General features: G+C 73.2%; 20 protein-coding genes. 8 read left to right on the forward strand and 12 right to left on the reverse strand.

The annotated features are described in order from the left end of the window. Together WEB03_RS08855 and bioD are read left to right on the forward strand one after the other, a co-directional pair. Window positions 1-741 (forward strand): CPBP family intramembrane glutamic endopeptidase (locus tag WEB03_RS08855; RefSeq protein WP_368070588.1); only part of this gene is annotated, 741 nt, incomplete at its 5' end. Then, the gene (bioD, locus tag WEB03_RS08860) at window positions 738-1,415 is read left to right on the forward strand and encodes an ATP-dependent dethiobiotin synthetase BioD (protein WP_368070589.1); all 678 of its coding nucleotides are present in this window, start codon (window positions 738-740) and stop codon (window positions 1,413-1,415) included. The genes WEB03_RS08855 and bioD, both read left to right, overlap by 4 nt. A gap of 84 nt (window positions 1,416-1,499) precedes the next feature. On the opposite strand, the gene WEB03_RS08865 is transcribed toward bioD, so the two are convergent. Next, the gene (locus tag WEB03_RS08865) at window positions 1,500-2,870 is read right to left on the reverse strand and encodes a PhoH family protein (RefSeq protein ID WP_368070590.1); all 1,371 of its coding nucleotides are present in this window, start codon (window positions 2,868-2,870) and stop codon (window positions 1,500-1,502) included. A gap of 428 nt (window positions 2,871-3,298) precedes the next feature. Next, window positions 3,299-4,078, reverse strand: coding sequence for an isoprenyl transferase (locus WEB03_RS08870; protein WP_368070591.1), 780 nt, complete (start codon window positions 4,076-4,078; stop codon window positions 3,299-3,301). Window positions 4,079-4,389: 311 nt separating this feature from the next. Here WEB03_RS08870 and greA point away from each other — a divergent pair, with 311 nt between their 5' ends. The 4 genes from greA to prmC all read left to right on the forward strand — a co-directional run bounded on the left by greA (window position 4,390) and on the right by prmC (window position 7,394). Continuing rightward, a complete protein-coding gene (gene greA, locus WEB03_RS08875; RefSeq protein ID WP_368070592.1) occupies window positions 4,390-4,854 on the forward strand; it encodes a transcription elongation factor GreA in 465 nt (154 codons plus the stop codon). 184 nt (window positions 4,855-5,038) lie between these two features. Continuing rightward, window positions 5,039-5,728, forward strand: coding sequence for a LuxR C-terminal-related transcriptional regulator (locus WEB03_RS08880; RefSeq protein WP_368070593.1), 690 nt, complete (start codon window positions 5,039-5,041; stop codon window positions 5,726-5,728). Between the two features lie 59 nt (window positions 5,729-5,787). Beyond that, the gene (locus WEB03_RS08885) at window positions 5,788-6,495 is read left to right on the forward strand and encodes an MBL fold metallo-hydrolase (protein WP_368070594.1); all 708 of its coding nucleotides are present in this window, start codon (window positions 5,788-5,790) and stop codon (window positions 6,493-6,495) included. Next, entirely contained in the window at window positions 6,492-7,394 is a 903-nt protein-coding gene (gene prmC / locus WEB03_RS08890; RefSeq protein WP_368070595.1) for a peptide chain release factor N(5)-glutamine methyltransferase, read from the forward strand. The genes WEB03_RS08885 and prmC overlap by 4 nt, the downstream gene beginning before the upstream one ends. Here the strand turns inward: prmC and WEB03_RS08895 are convergent. The 8 genes from WEB03_RS08895 to WEB03_RS08930 all read right to left on the reverse strand — a co-directional run bounded on the left by WEB03_RS08895 (window position 7,381) and on the right by WEB03_RS08930 (window position 13,239). Next, the gene (locus WEB03_RS08895; protein WP_368070596.1) at window positions 7,381-7,773 is read right to left on the reverse strand and encodes a type II toxin-antitoxin system VapC family toxin; all 393 of its coding nucleotides are present in this window, start codon (window positions 7,771-7,773) and stop codon (window positions 7,381-7,383) included. The genes prmC and WEB03_RS08895 overlap by 14 nt on opposite strands. Continuing rightward, window positions 7,764-8,018: a type II toxin-antitoxin system Phd/YefM family antitoxin gene (locus tag WEB03_RS08900; RefSeq protein WP_368070597.1), complete on the reverse strand. Its 255-nt coding sequence runs from the start codon at window positions 8,016-8,018 to the stop codon at window positions 7,764-7,766. Before WEB03_RS08900 ends, WEB03_RS08895 begins: the two co-directional genes overlap by 10 nt. 29 nt (window positions 8,019-8,047) lie before the next feature. Continuing rightward, entirely contained in the window at window positions 8,048-8,410 is a 363-nt protein-coding gene (locus WEB03_RS08905) for a DUF6027 family protein (protein ID WP_368070598.1), read from the reverse strand. Between the two features lie 74 nt (window positions 8,411-8,484). Beyond that, the gene (locus WEB03_RS08910) at window positions 8,485-9,693 is read right to left on the reverse strand and encodes an acetyl-CoA C-acetyltransferase (RefSeq protein ID WP_368070599.1); all 1,209 of its coding nucleotides are present in this window, start codon (window positions 9,691-9,693) and stop codon (window positions 8,485-8,487) included. A 102-nt stretch (window positions 9,694-9,795) separates the two neighbouring features. Continuing rightward, window positions 9,796-10,533 (reverse strand): PIG-L deacetylase family protein, encoded by a 738-nt coding sequence (locus tag WEB03_RS08915; RefSeq protein ID WP_368070600.1) that lies wholly within the window; start codon window positions 10,531-10,533, stop codon window positions 9,796-9,798. Continuing rightward, window positions 10,530-11,372, reverse strand: coding sequence for an ABC transporter ATP-binding protein (locus WEB03_RS08920; protein ID WP_368070601.1), 843 nt, complete (start codon window positions 11,370-11,372; stop codon window positions 10,530-10,532). Before WEB03_RS08920 ends, WEB03_RS08915 begins: the two co-directional genes overlap by 4 nt. Continuing rightward, window positions 11,369-12,625 (reverse strand): arginine deiminase, encoded by a 1,257-nt coding sequence (locus WEB03_RS08925; RefSeq protein WP_368070602.1) that lies wholly within the window; start codon window positions 12,623-12,625, stop codon window positions 11,369-11,371. Before WEB03_RS08925 ends, WEB03_RS08920 begins: the two co-directional genes overlap by 4 nt. Then, window positions 12,622-13,239: an NYN domain-containing protein gene (locus tag WEB03_RS08930; RefSeq protein WP_368070603.1), complete on the reverse strand. Its 618-nt coding sequence runs from the start codon at window positions 13,237-13,239 to the stop codon at window positions 12,622-12,624. The genes WEB03_RS08925 and WEB03_RS08930 overlap by 4 nt, the downstream gene beginning before the upstream one ends. Window positions 13,240-13,349: 110 nt before the next feature. Here WEB03_RS08930 and WEB03_RS08935 point away from each other — a divergent pair, with 110 nt between their 5' ends. After that, the gene (locus tag WEB03_RS08935; RefSeq protein ID WP_368070604.1) at window positions 13,350-14,027 is read left to right on the forward strand and encodes a hypothetical protein; all 678 of its coding nucleotides are present in this window, start codon (window positions 13,350-13,352) and stop codon (window positions 14,025-14,027) included. Window positions 14,028-14,043: 16 nt separating this feature from the next. Here the strand turns inward: WEB03_RS08935 and WEB03_RS08940 are convergent, their stop codons facing one another. Both WEB03_RS08940 and WEB03_RS08945 read right to left on the reverse strand, forming a co-directional pair. Next, complete coding sequence (locus tag WEB03_RS08940; protein WP_368070605.1) at window positions 14,044-14,493, reverse strand: DMT family transporter; 450 nt, start codon at window positions 14,491-14,493, stop codon at window positions 14,044-14,046. Window positions 14,494-14,563: 70 nt separating this feature from the next. Further along, window positions 14,564-15,574: a murein hydrolase activator EnvC gene (locus tag WEB03_RS08945; protein ID WP_368070606.1), complete on the reverse strand. Its 1,011-nt coding sequence runs from the start codon at window positions 15,572-15,574 to the stop codon at window positions 14,564-14,566. A 410-nt stretch (window positions 15,575-15,984) separates the two neighbouring features. Here WEB03_RS08945 and WEB03_RS08950 point away from each other — a divergent pair. Beyond that, window positions 15,985-16,612, forward strand: a 628-nt coding sequence (locus WEB03_RS08950) for a methylmalonyl-CoA mutase family protein (protein WP_368070607.1), incomplete at its 3' end; no start/stop codon positions are given.

A 16,612-nucleotide genomic window follows, 5' to 3' on the forward strand; every position in this document is an offset into this window, starting at 1 on the left:
CGCCGCCGCCCGGAGACGTCCGTGACCGTCCCGCTCGCCGACACCCCGACCCCCGCCCTCCAGCGCGGTGGCGTCCGTGCCGCCGTGGCCGCGGTCGTGCTCGCGGCGATCTGGTCGGCAGCCTTCCTGACCGAGGTGCTGCCCTTCTTCCTCACCACCACGGTCGGCGGCGTGCTGACGGGTCTGGCCGGGCTGTGGGTGCGACGCGGGGTCCGCGGCTGGCACCCGGGCGAGACCGAACGGCGGTCCTTCCCGACCTACCGCGTCACCCGGGGCCAGGCGGTGCTCGCGTTGGTGGTCGCCGTGATCCACCTCGGCGTCGGACACGGCCTGTTCGCGCTCGGCAGCCTGATCCTGCCCGAGATCACCGCCACCGCAGCCGAGGTCTACAGCCGCGCGTCGTCAGTGCCCATCTGGGTCGGCATCCTGCTCGGCGGGTTCATCACCGCCCCGCTCGAGGAGATCTTCTGGCGCGGCGCGGTGCAGCCCCTGACCGGGCCGTTGCTGTCCTCACGCGTGCCGTGGCTGACCCGACTCCCGGTCGGCCGGCTGCTCGGGACCACCCTGCTCTACACCCTCTTCCACGTCGCCACCGGCCAGCTCGCGCTGATCTTCGCCGCGGCGCTCGGAGGTCTGGTGTGGGGGTGGCTGCTCGACCGGACCGGCTCGGTCGGCGCGACGATGATCGCCCACGGGGCGTGGACGGCGCTCATGCTGGTCGTCCCCCCGGCGGGGACGTGACCGACCGCCGAGGTGTCGCGGTGGTCGGCGTCGACGTCGGTGTGGGAGCGACGCTGGTGGCGGCGACGATCGCGCGTGCCGGACGCCTCGCGGGCCGGGACGTGGTCTACGTCAAACCCGTGCAACCCGGTGCAGCGGACGGCGCCGACGACGCCGCGGACGTCGCCGCGCTCGCCGGGGTACCCACCGCGACCGGACCGTCGATCGGCCCCGCGGGCGCACCCGGCCGGACCCTGCGCGGTGCGGGCCTGACGCTCGACGCCGCCGAGCTGCGTGAGGTCATCGACGCGGCGCGACGTGACCACCCGAGCACCGACCTGATCGTGGACGGCAGCGGCGGGGCGACGACCGAGCTCGGCTCCGACGGCACGACCCTGGCGGACCTGGCGATCCACGCCGACCTCGATGTGGTGGTGGTCACCCCGGCGCGGGTCGGTGGGATCGAGCTCGCCGCCCTCACCATCGAAGCGCTCGAGCGCCGCGGCGTCACCGTGCGAGGGACCGTCACCACCCGCCCACCGGGAGCGACCGAGGAGCGCGTCGACGCCGCGGAGGTGCTGGCCGCCACAGGCCACCCGCTCCTGGCGACGCTCCCCCCGCTCGACCTGCGCGGTGACGACCCGCTGGCGGAGATCGCGGCCACGTTCGACCTCGGCGGTGACGCCAGCCCGTGACGTGCGACGACCCCCGCGCGGTGCAGGCGCGGAGGTCGTCGAGCCGAGCGGAGCGGTCCGGTGGCGGACCGGGGCACCCGGGGCCTAGAAGATGGACGCGGCGTGCTCGGCCAGCGGCGAGCGGACCCCCTTGGACAGCGTGACGTGGCCGAACAGCGGGCTGCCCTTCATCTTCTCGATCAGCGCAGCCATGCCGCCGTAGGGGGAGATGTAGGGGTTGTCGACCTGTCCGAGGTCCCCGCAGAACACGACCTTGGAGCCCTGCGCCATGCGGGTGAGCACGACCTTGAGGGCCGACAGTTCGATGTTCTGCGCCTCGTCGACGACCACGAACTCGTCGGTGATGGACCGTCCCCGCAGGTAGGTGATGGCCGCGAGCTCGAGCTGGCCACGGTCCGACAGCGACTCGATGGTGGACTGGATCTGGCGGTGCTCGCGCGCACCGTTGCTGCGACCGGACGCGTCGTCCCGGCGCAGCAGCGCGTAGAGGTTGTCGTGGACGGCGGCCATCCACGGCGCGAGCTTCTCGTCGAGGTCACCGGGCAGGTAGCCGACCTCCTGACGACCGACGGCGATCAGCGGCCGGTAGACCGACAGGCGGCGGTAGGCGGTCGCCTCGAGCACCTGCTCGAGCCCGGCGGCGAGGGCCAGGAAGGTCTTGCCCGTCCCGGCCATGCCCATCAGCGACACGCAGGGCACATCGGGGTCGAGCAGCAGGTCGATCGCGAAGGTCTGGCGGACGTCGCGGGGCGCCATGCCGAAGACCTGGCGGTGCCCCCCGACGCGGTGCACGGTCGCGAGCCCGTCGTCGTCGACGTCGAGCACCCGTCCGAGCCCTGAGCTCGACCTCCCCGACCGCAGCACCAGGCAGGCGTTGGCCCACAGGGTCCGCACGCCGGCGCCCTCGAGGTCGAGGTCGGCCTCCTCGATCTGGACCTTGCCGTCGCGGTGGAGCTGATCGAGCACGGTCGCCTCGACCTCGAGCTCGAGGATGCCGGTGGTGTGCTCCTCGGTCCGCGCCGTGTCGCCGAGGTAGTCCTCGACGGTCACCCCGAGCTGGCTGCCCTTGATGCGGAGCGCGGTGTCCTTGGTGACGAGGGTCCCGTGCAGACCGATCGCGACCGCGAGGATGCGGTGGTCGGCCTTGTTCGGGTCGAGGTAGGGCGGCAACGGGACGTCGACGTGGTTCGACTCGATGCGCAGCGTGCCCCCGGACGGCAGCGGTTGGGCGTCGCGCAGCCCGCCGCCGCTGACCTCGCGGAGCGTCTCGATCGTGCGGAGCGCCGCACGAGCGTTGCGCCCGACGTCGTCCATCGCGGTCTTCTTGCGGTCGAGCTCCTCGATGACCACGAGCGGCAGGACCACGTCGTGCTCGTCGAAGCGGAGGATGGCGTCCGGGTCCGCGAGCAGGACGCAGGTGTCGAGGACGAAGGTTCGGGCATCTATCGCGGGCATCGGCAGCTCCCCAGACGGGCGGTCGCCGGCGACGGATCGCCACGACGGAGCCCGGAACGTCGAACGCCGCCCCGAGGGGGCGGCGTGATCATCGCGGTGAGGGTCGGGCGGGAGCGGAGGAGGGCATCCTCCACCCCCTCGACCGAGGGCAGCGTGGGCACCGTGTCGGGGACCCACCCGGCTGCGATCTCGTCGACCTCCGGGGCCGGGGAGCGTCGGCCCGGTGGCGGCCCCGCGTCGACGGCGGGTTCGGGGTCGGGACGCAGGGGGTCGGTCGGGGTCGGCACGGTCGGCGTCGCCTCGGGTGCTCGGCTCGGGTGGCGGTCCGGACCCGACCGACGGTAGCGACGGCCTCCGCGTGAACCGCGCAACCTCGACACGTGCGGCGACCCTCGCGTCCGCGCCCACGGTGACGGCAGCGTTCGGGCTCAGCGGCCGTAGCGGCGGGTCCGTTGCGCGTACTCGCGCAGCGCCCGCAGGAAATCGACCCGCCGGAACTCCGGCCAGAACGCGTCGCAGAAGTGGAACTCGCTGTGCGCCGACTGCCAGAGCAGGAACCCGGACATCCGCACCTCGCCGGAGGTGCGGATGATCAGGTCCGGGTCCGGCATGCCGGTGGTGTAGAGGTGGTCGCCGATGTCCTCGGGGCGCAGGTCGGCGGCGATCTGCTCCAGCGAACGGCCGTGGGCAGCTGCGTCGAGCAGGAGCGAACGCAGGGCGTCGGTGATCTCCTGGCGGCCGCCGTACCCGACGGCGATCTGGACCCGCAGCCCCTCGTGCTCCGCCGTGGCCTCCTCGGCCTCCTTCAGCCGCTCGCGGGTCTCGGTCGGCAGCAGGTCGAGCGCACCGACCACGGTGACGCGCCAGCGACGGGTCGCGTTGCCCTCGCCGCACGCCAGCCCGTGGACGGTGTCCTCGATGATCCGCAGCAGCGGGGCGACCTCGTCGTCCTCGCGGTCGAGGTTCTCGGTCGACAGCAGCCAGAGGGTGACGTTCGGGATGCCCATCTCGGCACACCAGCCGAGGAACGGTTCGATCCGTTGCGCGCCGGCGAGGTGCCCGTCGGCGACGTGGGCGAGACCGCGCTCGCGCGCGAACCGGCGGTTGCCGTCGAGGATGACGCCGACGTGCTGCGGGAGCGGGGCACCGGCGAGCTGACGCACGAGCGATCGCTCGTACACCTTGTAGAGGACGTCGGAGGCAGCCACCCGCCGAGCGTAACGCCGCGCCCCCGGGAACCCACGGTGCGGTGGGGCACCGAGTGCGGTGGGCACCGGGCTCGACGGGCCCCGCCGCCCCGGCCGTCCCTAGCGGCCGGGACCATCGGGCTGCTAGGCTCCCCCCTCAACGCCCGGCGCGCTCGCGACCGGGCGTCGCTCGTGAGGCGGTCCGGGACCCGCCCGTCGCGTCGGCCGTCGGCCAACGCTCTCGCCGGTCCCGACCTGACCCCCGCCCACCGGCGACATCGCCAACACCACGGCCACCGCCGTGCCTCGATCACACCGACAGGAGCTCCCCCATGGCCGAGACGTACCTGAGCCAGGACGCCTACGACCGCCTCCGCGCCGAGCTCGAACAGCTCACGACCGAGGGCCGCGAGCAGATCTCCGCCGAGATCGAGGTCGCCCGTCAGCACGGGGATCTGCGTGAGAACGCGGAGTACCACGCGGCCAAGGACGAGCAGGGCAAGATGGAGGCCCGCATCCGCCAGCTCCAGTCCCTCCTGCGCGACGCCAAGATCGGGGAACCCGAGGACACCGACGTGGTCCGACCCGGGCTCGTCGTGCAGCTCGACGTCGAGGGTGACGACGAGACCTACCTGCTCGGCAGCCGTGAGGACGAGCACGACGAGCTCGACATCCTGTCCGCGTCCTCCCCGATGGGGACCGCGATCACCGACGCCAAGATCGGGGACACGGTGTCGTTCACGACGCCGGCCGGCGTGGCCATCGAGGTGACGGTGAGGGACATCCGCCACCCGTGAGGTGTCGCCTCTGACGAGGGGCGCGGCGACCGGACGGGCGCGGTGGAGCCACCGCTGACTAGCCCGAACGGGTCAGGCCGACCGGCCCAGAAACCACCCGCGCGACGGCGGACAACGGCGGCCGTACGGGCGACCATCGCCTCGAGCGCGAGCCGCCCCGACCGTCGATCCCGGAGGCCCACCCGTGAACCCCGCCCCCGCAGCACCCGACCCCGTCAAGACGCGGACCGAGGACACCTCCACCGCGCTGGCGACGGTGCTCGTGGCCGACGGTCGTCCGGTCGTCCGCGCGGGTCTGGCGGCCATCCTCGGCTCCGCGGACGTGTGGCTCAACGGTGAGTGCGCCCTGAGCGAGACGGTCGGATCCATCACCGCCGAGCAGCCCGACGTCCTGGTCGTCGGCCTCCGCGAGGACGACCCCGAGACCTTCCGCGTCGTCGCGACCGCCAAGGCCGTCCACGACGGGCTCCACGCGCTCGTGGTCGCCGACGCGGCGACGGTCATCGACCTGCGCGAGGCCGTCATCGCCGGCGTGGACTCGTTCCTGCTGTCGTCGGTCTCCGCCGACGACCTGCGTGACGCGGTGGAGCGCACGGCCCGTGGCGAGCGGATCGTGTCCCCGTCGATCGCGATGCAGCTGGCCGGTTCGTGGCGCCAGGAACCACGCGAGAGCGGCGCGTCCGCGCTGACCTCGCGCGAGCTCGAGGTGCTGCAGCTCCTCGCCGAGGGCCTGACCAACCAGCAGGTCGGCACCCGGCTCGGGCTGTCGGCGCGCACCGTCAAGACCCACGTGCAGAACCTCCTGGTCAAGCTCGACGTCCCGGACCGCACGGGCGCCGTCGCCCGCGGGTTCCGCCTGGGGCTCATCCGCTGACCACCGCTGGCTAACGTCCCCGTCCGCACCTGCAGCTCACGGGTGCGGGGGAGCGGAACGTGTCCGGCATCGTCGAGCTGGCTGACGGCGTCCTCCAGGTCGCCGCGCAACCGGGGATCAACGTCTGGGTCCTGCGCACCGACGCAGGGGCCGTCCTCGTCGACGCGGGGCTGGCAGCGCCGGGTCTGCTCCGAGCGCTGGGACGGCTCGGGGTCGCACCGCGCGACGTCGTCGGGGTCCTGCTGACCCACGGCCACCCCGATCACGCCGGCGGGCTGTCTCGGCTGCGCCGCGCCGGCGGAGGTGGGTGGGTCCGCGTCGGCGAGCCTGACCTCGCCACCGTGCGCGGGCTCGCGCCCCAACCCGACTCCGACCCCTCGACGCGGCTCGGCCGGCTGATGAACCGCCTGCCACCGCCACCCGGGTTCGGCCCCACCGACCCGGTCGCTGACGCGTCCGCGTTGACCGATGGTGACCACCTCGACATCGCCGGCGGCCTCCGGGTGGTCGCGACGCCGGGCCACAGCCCCGGGCACGTCGCCTTCCACCTGCCCGCGCACGACCTCGTCATCGGGGGCGACGCGCTGTTCAACCTCTTCTCGCTGCGGCCAGCACCGGGGTTGCTGTGCTCGGACGTGCCGGCCAACCGCCGGGCGATCGGCACCATCGCCGACCTCGCGCCAGGCACGCTCGGGCTCGCGCACGGCTCCCCCGTGGCGGGCGACGTGACCGGCCGGCTCCGCCAGGTCCTCGCCGACGCGTCGTGAAGCTGACCGACGCCATCCGTGGGGCCGCGGACCACCTCGCCGCCTCGGGTGTCCCCGATCCGGCCCACGACGCCGCGGCCCTCGCACGCCACGTGCTGGACCTCGACGGCGACCACGAGCTCGAGCTCGCGACCCCGATCGACGCCGGGACGGCAGCACGCCTCGAAGCGCTCGTCGACGAGCGTGCCGCCCGCGTCCCGCTCGCGCACCTGCTCGGGCGGGTCCGGGTCCGCGACATCGAGCTGCTCGTCGGCCCCGGCGTGTTCGTGCCGCAGCCCGAGACCGAAGCGGTGATCGACTGGGCTGTCCGCGCGATCCGTGACGTGGCCGTCGGGTCGCCGGTCATCGTGGACCTCTGCACCGGCTCGGGGACGATCGCGTTCTGCCTCGCCAACGAGCTGCCGGACGCGACCGTGCACGCCGTCGAGCGCGATCCGGGCGCGCTGGCCTGGGCCGAGCGGAACGCGGCGCTCCGCGCCGCCGCCGGCGACCCGCTGGTCCACCTCCACCTCGGTCAGGTCGCCGGCTGCCTCCCCGAGCTCGACGGGCAGCTCGACCTCGTCGCGTCGAACCCCCCGTACGTCGCCACCGACGAGGCGCACATCCCCCGGCCCGAGGTGGTCGACCACGATCCTGCGATCGCGCTCTGGGCCGGCGCGGACGGGCTCGATCTCGTGCGCGACATCGAGGTGGCTGCCCGCCGCCTCCTGCGCCCGGGCGGGCTGGTCGTGGTGGAGCACTCCGACCGGCAGGGGATCTCGGCCCCCGCGGTGTTCGCCGATGCGGGCGGGTGGGCGGACATCGTCGACCACGTCGATCAGGACGGCCTCGACCGCTTCGTCACCGCCCGCTGGACCGGCACCTCGACGCCGACCGCAACCGAGGTCAGACCCGGATGATCTCGAGCGACGGGACACCCCGGTAGTCGTCATCCTGCGTCACGACCGGCACGTCGAGCGCGATGGCGGTGGCAGCGATCCACGAGTCGTTGACCGGTAGACGGAGGCCCGCGTCGCGCAGTTCGACCCGCAGACGTGCCCACGCACGTGCCACCGACTCGTCGACGGGGATCGGCTCGGTCCGCAGGGCCTCCTGCAAGGTCGCGAGTCGTTGATCGCGCGTCCGTGGATCCGCGGCGACCAACACGCCGGCGCGGAGCTCGCCGATGGTCACGACGCTGACGCCGAGCTCCTCGGGCAGGGCGTCCTCATCCAAGCGACGACCCGACTCCCGCGCGATGAAGACGCTGGTGGCAGCCAGCCCACGCGTCACGGCCACGGCAGATCATCGGTCGTGTCGGGAGTGAGCTCGGCGAGCTCAGCGGACAGCTCGGGGTCCGTCTGCACGGCCGGGAGGTGTCGCACGAACTCGTCCCGTGGCAGCCACCGGGACCGGCCCGCGACGCGCTGGAGCACCGCTGCTGGCTTCCCACGGACCGTGATCGTGACGGTCTCGCCGCGCTCGACCTGCTCGAGCAGGGCGCGAGTGCGGTTGCGGAGCTCTCGGGAGGCGACCTCGATCATGCGACGATCGTAGCACCCGCGGGTGAACGTCAGGTGGGGTCGTCGAGTCCGGCGCGGAGCCAGGCGACGACCTCGCGGACCACCTCGTAGGCGCGCAGACGCGCGTCGTCGGTGCCCGCGGCCTCGGCCTCGGCGACGGCGCGGGCGAGGTGATCCACACCGGACACGCCGAGCTCGAGCAGCGCATCGTTGCCGCCGGTCGCCCACCGGGCGAGCACGTAGCGGACCAGCGCCCCGACCGGGACCCCGCTCGCGTCGGACAGTCCGCGCAGGGTCTCGAGCGGGTCGAGGTGGGTGTAGGCGGCCACGTCGGCCTTCAACCCGGCGAACGGATCGTCGGGGCTCCAGCTGCCGTCCCAGGCTTCGAGCCGGACCGTCTCGACCTCACCCACGTGGTGCTCCTCGTCGACGCACGGGGGGCCCGCGCGATCGCGCGAGCCCCCCGGTGGTGGAACGGTTCAGCGCGTCACTTCAGGCGTTCGATGATCATCGCCATGCCCTGCCCGCCGCCGACGCACATCGTCTCGAGACCGAAGGTGCCGTCGAGGGTCTGCAGCCCGTTGATCAGCGTGCCGGTGATGCGCGCGCCGGTCATGCCGAAGGGGTGACCGACGGCGATCGAACCGCCGTGCGGGTTGAGCTTGGCGTCGTCGATACCGAGCTCGTCGGCCGACGGGATGACCTGAGCGGCGAACGCCTCGTTGATCTCGGCGACGTCGATCTGGTCGATGGTCAGGCCCGCGTGCTTCAGCGCCTGACGGGTGGCGTCGACCGGGCCGAGGCCCATGATCTCGGGGTTCAGCGCCGACACGCCGGTGGAGACGATGCGCGCGAGCGGCTCGAGGCCGAGCTGCTTGGCCTTCTCGTCGGAGGTGATGACCACGGCGGCCGCGCCGTCGTTCAGCGGGCAGGCGTTACCGGCGGTGACCGACCCGTCGGGGCGGAAGACCGGGGCGAGCGAGGCGAGCTTGTCGCGCTCGGTCTGCGGGCGCGGCGAGTCGTCGACGGTCATCGTCTCGCCGTTCGGCAGGTCGACCGGCGTGATCTCGCGCTCCCAGAACCCGTCGGCCGCGGCGCGGGCGTAGCGCTGCTGCGACTCGAAGGCGAAGTCGTCCTGCTGCTCGCGCGACACGCCCCGGAGCAGCGCGACGTTCTCGGCGGTCTGGCCCATCGGGATGTAGATGTCGGGCAGCCCCTCGGGCGGCGACCACGAGTCGGCCCCCGACTGGGCGGTGTCCTGGGTGCGCTTCTGGGCGTCGTCGAAGCGCGGGTTCATCGTGCCTTCGAGCGAGTCGGACGAGCCCTTGACGTAGCGCGACACCATCTCGACACCGGCGGAGATGAACGCGTCACCCTCGCCGGCCTTGATCGCGTGGAAGGCCATACGGGTGGTCTGCAGCGACGACGCGCAGTACCGGGTGAGGGTGGTGCCGGGGACCTCCCACCCGAGGAGGGTGGTGACGACGCGGGCCATGTTGAAGCCCTGCTCACCGCCCGGCAGGCCGCAGCCGAGGTGCAGGTCGACGATGTCGTCCTTCGACAACCCGGGGACCTGGTCCATCGCGGCCTGGATGATGGTCGCCGCGAGGTCGTCCGGACGGACCTCGGTGAGCGAGCCCTTGAACGCGCGGCCGATGGGGCTGCGCGCGGTGCTGACGATGACGGCCTCGGGCACGGGTGAGTCTCCCAGTGGGGGGTGGGGTGTCGTGGAGCTCCCGGCGGGCAGGGTAGTGGCGGTCGAGGGTGCCGCCGGCACCGCGAGGGCCGATCGCCGCGATCAGCGGTCGAAGACCTCGAAGGTGAGCGCGTGGTCGACGCCCTCTGGTCCGCCCCCACCCTCGAGCATCATCCCGAGCATGACCTCCGGGTCAGGGGCGGCGTCGCCGAGCCCCTCGAGGTAGGCCCGGTGCGCCTCGAGCGAGCGCACGGCCGCGTCGAGGTGCCCGGTCACGTCGACGGCGTGCGTCGGTTCGGGGGACGCGGACAGGGCGACCGCCCCTACCCCGCTCCAAGGTTCGTGCCCCTCGTCGATGAGTTCGGGGAAGATCCACCGGTTGCCGGCATCGGCCGCAGCGTCGACGCAGGCGAGGCCGACCACGCGGTGGTCGGCCTGGTTGGTCCCGCCGCCGACGAAGCGTTCCCGGTGGGTGAGCGAGGTGACCAGCTGCGGGCGGTGGCGGCGGATCACCCGCGCCAGGTCGCGTCGGAGCGCGAGCCCGGCCTCGACGGTCCCGTCGCCGTACCCGGCGAGGAACTCGACGACGTCGACCCCGACCTCGCGGGCGCCGTCGCGCTCCTCCTGCTCTCGGAGAGGTCCGACGTCGGCTGGTGACATCCCGCCGATGCCGGCCTCCCCGGAGGTGACGAGCAGGTAGGTCACCTCGATACCCGCGGCCACCCAGCGCGACACCGCCGCCGCCGTGCCGTACTCGAGGTCATCGGGGTGCGCGGCGACACACAGCACCCGCTCGAGTCCGCGCTCGTCGAGCCAGGGCAGGCGGCCATCGTCGGTCACGATCGTCCCACTCGTCGGTTCTCGTCCGTGACGCCGGTGGCACGCCACCGGCCGTCAGCATCGCGCACCACCTGCAGCGGGGTGGCGAAGACCGAGCTGACCTGCGCCGACGTCAGCACCTGCTCGATGGGCCCCTCGGCGACGGCCCGGCCCTCGGCGAGCAGCAGGACGCGGCGCAGCTGGGTGGGCAGCTCCTCGAGGTGGTGGGTCACGAGCACGACGGTCGGGCCGTCGGGTTCGGTCAGGAGCGCGTCGAGCACGGTCACGAGCTGCTCGCGGCCACCGAGGTCGAGTCCGGCGAACGGCTCGTCGAGCAGCAGGAGCGCGGGCGCGCTGGCCAGGGCCCGGGCGATCCGCACCCGCTGCCGCTCGCCCTGGCTCAGGGTCAGGATGCGCCGGTCGGCGAGGTGGTCCACCCCGACCCGCTCGAGGGCGGTGTGCGCGGCCGTCACGAGCGCGGGCTCGTCGAGCACCGCCGCCGGTGGCGCCACCGAACCGATCGCGCTGCCCGCGACGGTCCGGAGGACCGTGATGTCCTCGAGGAGCGGGTCGAGCGCCACGGACACGAACCCGATGTGTGGACGCAACGCCCGGACGTCGACGCGCCCGAGCCGGTGGCCGAGCAGCTCGAGCGACCCGCGCGTCGGGAACCGGTAGGTGGCGAGCAGGTGCAGCAGCGTGGTCTTGCCGGCACCGTTCGGGCCGAGCACGGCGAGGTGCTCACCGGCCGGCACGTCGAGGTCGGCGCCGCGCAGGATGGTCACGCCCGACCGGACCACGTCGAGGTCGCGGGCACGGACGGCCGGCGCCCCCGGGGCGGGAACCACCGAGGGGTTCACACCGGGTCGCGGAGCACGGGACAGCTCATGCACCGGGGCCCGCCGCGGCCCCGCGGCAGCTCGGCCGACGGGATGGTGTGGACCGTCACGCCCGCCGCGGTCAGGATCTCGTTGGTGGCGGCGTTGCGCTCGTACGCGACGACCTCGCCGGGGGCGATCGCGAGGGTGTTGTTGGCGTCGTTCCACTGCTCGCGCTCGGCCCGGATCGAACCGAGCTCGGGCTCGATGGCGCGAGCGTGGTCCAGCCCGGCCGCCCAGGCGAGGCCACGGACGAGGCCCTCGCTCTCGCGCACGTCGACGGCCCCGGTTCCCACCGCGACGGCCCCCGCCCCCGGGGTGAGGGCGAAGCACCGGACCGAGCGCATCATGGCCGGGTAGGTGACGAACGCATCGACGTCGACCTGCGTGACCACGGTGTCGAGGTGCATCGCGGCCCGGACCTTCGGCAGGTCGACCGCCAGCACGCGGTCGACGACACCGGCCTCGAACAGCCGGGATGCCAGGGTCTCGACGCCGGCGGGGGTGGTGCGCTCGGACAGGCCGATCGCCAGCCCGCGTTCGCCGACCACGAGGATGTCGCCGCCCTCGAAGGACGCCTGGAGGTGGTCCTGCGGGCGGTCGCCGTACCAGATGGGTGCGCCGCGGAGGTCCGGGTGGTGGCGGTAGATGGTGCGCAGCAGGTCGCTCTCGCGCCGGCGGACCGGGCGGTTCATCGGTGACAGCACCACGCCCTCGCCGATCCACGCGGAGCTGTCGCGGGTGAACACCAGGTTCGGCAGCGGCGCGAGCACCAGCTCGGTCGGCTCGGACACCGCCGCGACGAGCCCGCCGAGCTCGCCGCCCGCAGCACGGACCTCCTCGAGCGTCACCCCGCCGATCAGGTGCGCCACCAGCTGCTGCCGGGTCCCGCCGAGCACCAGCTCGCGGACCCGGTCCACGGCGCCCGGACCACAGGTGGTGTCGGTGACGTGACGGGCGACCAGCTCCTCGGCGGCGGCCCGGTCGGCCACGACGTCGGCGAGCAGCTGTTCGACGTAACGGACCTCGACCCCCGCTCCCCGGAGCACGTCGGCGAAGGCGTCGTGCTCGCGCTGGGCCTCCTCGACCCACAGCAGCTCGTCGAAGAGCAACTCGTCCATGGTCCCGGGGGTGACGCGGCGCAGTTCGTCACCGGGGCGGTGCAGCAGCACGCTGCGCAGGCGCCCGACCTCCGAACGCACGCTCGGCGTGGCCGCGGACGTCGGCCCGCTCACAGGTCGATCGGCGGACGCTCCGCCCGGCTGCTGCGCAGGCTCCCGAGCTTGCCCCGCGGCTCGAACCAGCGACCGGCTTCGGGCAGCGTCTCGAGGGTCAGGCGCGGCAACGGCTCGGCGAACAGCCCGTCGATGGCCTCGAGGTCGATGAAGTCGATGTGATCGGCGGTGGACAGCCCGCCGGCGAGCTCGGCGAACCCGAGGACGTGGACCCCGACGTCGTTGTCGGCGAGCTCGGACAACGGTTCGAGGAAGGCCCGCGCGTCGTTCGATCCGACGTAGACCGCCTCGAGGTCGCCCTGTTCGTAGCGCTCCCAGAGGTGGTCGAGCATGTCGTCGTCGACGTCCGAGTCGGCGAGCTTGGGCTTGGCGAAGACGCGGAAGCCCTGCTCGAGCAGCCACAGGACCCAGCCGCGCATCGGGCCGGCGACGTGCGGTGCGACGTTGACGAACACGCACGCTTCGACGTCGTCCTCACCGGCAGCCTGGTCGACGAGCCACGCCCCGAGGACAGCCAGGTCGGGCCGCTCCTTCGGCGTCGGCTTGCCCTCGATGATGTTGGCGAGGGTCATGTCGATGTTCGGTGCGTCCCACACGAGCACGTGGCGACCCACGGGTGGCTCCGTCCGGCGAGGTGGCGAGGGCGGACCCGACTCTAGGGCTCGGGTCGGGCCGGTGGACGGGGCAGGGCCTACCGTCGGGCCCCCCGACCCGGAGCAGCCCCGTGACCGACGCGACCCCACCCGCGGGAGCGACCGACCTCGGACCGGTGCTCAGCGACCTCGCGTTCGCGCAGGCGCACGACCACGCGTTGGTGGAGATGGCGGAGGCGGCCGAGGCACGCGGCGAGGTGGTGCCCGACCGCGCCGCCGCGACGTTCGTCACCTGGGCGGTGCGAGCCGTCGGTGCGCGGCGGGTGGTCGAGCTCGGCGCCGGGGCGGGAGCCTTGACCTGGTGGCTGGCCGGAGCGGTCGGCGACGGTGGCGAGGTGCACGCCTGCACCGACCCGTCGTCCGCGGGACGGCTGGAGGCCACCCTCCGGCGCTCCGGCAGGTTCGGGCGGGTGACGCTCCACCTCGACGGGTCGCCGCTGGCCGGTGCGTCGCCGGATCACCTCGCCGACGTGCCCGGCGACCTCGATGCCGTCGTGGTGGGCACCGTCACCGTCGAGCTGCTCGGGGCGTGGAGCACGGTCGTGGAGCGGCTGCGTCCCGGCGGGGTGTTGCTGGTCGGCGGGGTGTTGGCCGAGGGAGCTCCGACGGGTCGGCACGCCGAGGTGGTCCGTGAGGCGCTCGAGGACCCGGAGCTGTGGACCTCGGTGGTCCCGCTCGGTGGCGGGTGGCTGGCGGGCCTCAAGGCGCGGTCGGACCTCACCGGTGCCGCGACCGACGAGCTCTGGTGAGCCTGGCGGCGCGCGGTCAGGCCGCGGCGGGAGCGCTGCCCCGGCCGACGACCAGCACCACGCCGATCACGATGAGCACCGCGCCACCGATGCGGACGGGATCGACGGCGACGGCCCGACCGAGGAAGCCGGTCGCCTCCAGCACGAAGCCGACCAGCAGCTGCACCCCCGTGACGATCGCCAGCGTGCTGGCGAGCCCGACGCCGCCGACGGCCACCGCGATGGCCGTGACCAGCAGCATCCCGGCGACACCGGCGAGCAGCCCGAGCGGTGCCTCACGGACCACGTCGGCCTGGAAGCCCAACCGGCTCACGAGCACCCCGACGATGCCGAAGACCAGGCCGGCGCCGTGCACCCACGTCGCGGCCACGAACGGGTGCACCTGCGCTCCGAACACCCCGATGAGGGCGGTCTGGAACGCGATGAGGGTGCCGGCGATGGCTGCGGCGAGCAGGGCGACGTACACGGAGGTTCCGATCCGAGGTGGCGACCAGCCGAGCGACGCTATCCGGTCCGGCCCCGGACGCGGGTCCGCGTCAGAAGCACGCGGCGGCGAGCCACGGGTAGGGGTTGATCGAGGCCCCACCGCCGGGCTTGATCTCGAAGTGGACGTGCGGGGCGCCGCCGCGGGCGTTGCCGGTATCGCCGTTGTAGGCGATCAGCTCGCCGCCCTGGACGCGGCGGCCGACCGCGCCGTTCGCGTCGATGCGCTGCAGGTGGGTGTAGTAGTAGAGGTTCCCGTCGTTGCCCTGCAGGTAGATGCTGATCCCGCCGAGCCCGCCGTTCGAGTGCCGGGCGATGACCCCGTCGGTGAAGGCGAGCACCGGTTCGCCCATCACCGCGAACACGTCGGTGCCCTTGTGGCTACGACCCCCGCTACGGGGTGCGCCCCAGGTGTCGCGGAAGTTGGTGCGGCCGGGCGCGAAGATGCAGCTGTAGATGCCCTGCTGCGCACCGCGTTCGACGCGCCGCCGGTTCTGGGCTCGCTGTTCGAGATCGTCGGCGCGCGCTTCCACGTCCTCGAGGTCGCCGGCCAACTCGTCGCGCAGCTCGTCGAGCTCTAGCTGCAGCTGGTCGAGCTGGGTGGCCCGTTCGATGAGGAGCGCCTCGGTCTGGTCGAGCGCCGTGGACAGCGCACCGGCCCGTTCGGCCTTGGCCCGGTCACGGCTCTGCAGGGCCGACAGCAGCGCCGCGCGGTCGGCCGCCTCGGCCGGCCCCTCCGCGGCGAACAGCAGCAGCGAGGAGTCGGTCTGTCCGCGCTTGAACATCGTGATCGCGCGGTCGGTCATCGCGTCCTGCGCCTCGAGGAACTCGGTCTCGAGGTCCCGCGCACGCCGCTCGAGCTGGTCCTGTTCGACCCGCAGTTCCTCGATGCGGGCCCAGGTGCTCTCGTAGCGGCCGGTGGCGTCGTCGAGGTCGCCACGCAGCTGGCCGGCGCGCTCCTCGGCCTGTTCGAGCTCGGCCTCGAGGTCCTGCGCCACGGCGGACGCCGGCACCGCGATCGCGAAGGCGAGCGCGAGCAGCAGCGAACGGGAGGGGCGACGCAAGGCACGTACCTCACGGGTCGGCGAGGGAGCGGTCAGCGGTGCACGAGCAGCGTGGGAGGGCGCTCACGGTGCGTCGGATGCGCGCGGGGTTCCCACGGAACGCACGTCAGGCAGCGACCGAGGATGCCGTAGGACGGGGTCGACCGCCAAACGGCCGGCCGGCCGGCCCGTGACGGTCGGCGATGCCCGAGCGCGGCGCGGAGCGGGTCCCTTCCTCCAGCTCCGGCCCGTCGGACCGATGTCGGGAGGGGGCGATAGGTGCCGACAGCTAGCATCGAGGGTCGTAGAGTGGGCAGCCCGGGTGGCACGATCCGGCTCGCGGTCCGCGCCGTCGAGACCGTGGAGGGCCAGCCGTGAGACACGACCAGGACGACAAGGCCGAAGCCCCGCGTCGCGACCGCCCCTGGCTGATGCGCACCTACTCGGGGCACTCGTCGGCGGCCGCGTCGAACGAGCTGTACCGGACCAACCTCGCCAAGGGTCAGACCGGGCTGTCGGTGGCCTTCGACCTGCCGACGCAGACGGGGTACGACTCGGACCAGGTGCTCGCACGCGGCGAGGTCGGCAAGGTCGGGGTCCCGGTCACCTCGCTCGACGACATGCGGACCCTGTTCGACGCGATCCCGCTCGAGCAGATGAACACCTCGATGACGATCAACGCGACCGCCATGTGGCTGCTCGCGCTCTACATCGCGGTCGCCGAGGAGCAGGGCGCCGACGTCAGCGAGCTCGCCGGCACCACCCAGAACGACATCATCAAGGAGTACCTGTCGCGCGGGACCTACGCGTTCCCGCCGGCACCCTCGATGCGGCTGACCACCGACGTGGTGGCCTACACCGTCACCGAGATGCCGCGCTGGAACCCGCTCAACATCTGCAGCTACCACCTGCAGGAGGCGGGCGCGACGCCGGTGCAGGAGCTGGCCTTCGCGCTGGCCAACGCGATCGCCGTGCTCGACGCGGTCCGCGACCGCGGGCAGGTGCCCGAGGCGGAGTTCGGCAAGGTCGTCGGGCGCATCTCGTTCTTCGTCAACGCCG

The organism is Nitriliruptor sp. (assembly GCF_040882075.1).
In the GTDB taxonomy this organism is placed as follows: Bacteria; Actinomycetota; Nitriliruptoria; order Nitriliruptorales; family Nitriliruptoraceae; genus Nitriliruptor.